Annotated in this window: 2 protein-coding genes; both read right to left on the bottom strand. The window is 50.5% G+C overall.

From position 1 onward, the window contains the following. Positions 1–621: exonuclease (locus HHU12_RS34050; protein WP_169661168.1), on the bottom strand; the 621-nt coding region annotated here is incomplete at its 3' end. Then, positions 614–997 (bottom strand): hypothetical protein, encoded by a 384-nt coding sequence (locus HHU12_RS34045; RefSeq protein WP_169661167.1) that lies wholly within the window; start codon positions 995–997, stop codon positions 614–616. The genes HHU12_RS34050 and HHU12_RS34045, both read right to left, overlap by 8 nt. Positions 998–1,074 lie beyond the last annotated feature (77 nt).

The following is a 1,074-nucleotide window of genomic DNA, read 5'->3' as shown; positions in this document are numbered from 1 at the left end:
GGGAATCCCACCGTAACCATCGGTGATGTCGCCCTTGATAGTCTGGAAGAGATGCCAGTAATCAGCTGTCTCCTGAGTCTGCACTAGGATGTTACCAGTCGTACACCACAGGAAGTCACAATCCGGGATGGTCTTAAAGTCCTTATCACAGGAGACCAACACAGCCTTCTCGTAGTTGAACTGTAACGGATTAGACCCGATGATTCCCATCACGTCATCACCTTCAAGCTGAGGCTCAAGGACGCACGTGTAGGTCTCAAAGACGGACTCAAGGAACTCGAAGTAACCTACAGGCTTCTTAGTGACAGCTCGGTTCTCTTTGTACGTTGGGTCCACCAGCAGCTTACGCCAGTTGACACGGTCGGTGAACGCTAGGACTACATCGGCATTCTTCCACGCCTTCTTACGGCCCTTGTAGGACTCAATGGAGTTCTCCAGAATCTCACGAGCCTTAGCGTGGTCACAGCAACGGTGCCAAATCTCCTCCTCCCACGAGGCATCGAACTCAGCGGCACTCATGGCTTGAAACACCAGCCAGTCACCATCCATCACAAGGACACCTTTGGCAATCTTCTGGGTTGCCCGGTAGTCACTGAAGGATAACAATGTGTGCTTACTCATGGTGAACCTCCACACGATTCCCCACTAGTTTAGGCTTAAGGTGCTTCTCAAGGAAGTCTAGGGCCATACTGTTATCCTCAGCGTTGAGGTGGGAGAGTAACTCACGGAACTCTGAACGAGCCTCTGTATCTTCCTCAGAGGTCTCCACAGAGAATACTCGCCAGTCATAAAGCTCATCACCCCAAGTGTCATCCCACATTCCAGTAGCGACAATCTCTTTACCAACGTACGGGAGAAGTTCTTCTTCGTTCTCAGCGTCACTCTCGGTAACCTTCAAGGAAATCGTAAGGTAAAACGACGAATACTTACGATGCTCGGTCTCACGCTCACCTAGCTCCTTCACGTAACCTTTAACGTTATCTGTTAACTTACTCACAGGCAACCTCCATGGGTCTTAAGGAATTTCACTCCGGCACTGGTAATTTCCCAAGCGCCGCCGTTACGACCACTCAT

It is taken from the genome of Flammeovirga aprica JL-4 (assembly GCF_012844305.1).
In the GTDB taxonomy this organism is placed as follows: domain Bacteria; phylum Bacteroidota; class Bacteroidia; order Cytophagales; family Flammeovirgaceae; genus Flammeovirga; species Flammeovirga aprica.
This window is presented reverse-complemented; position numbering and strand designations above follow the sequence as displayed.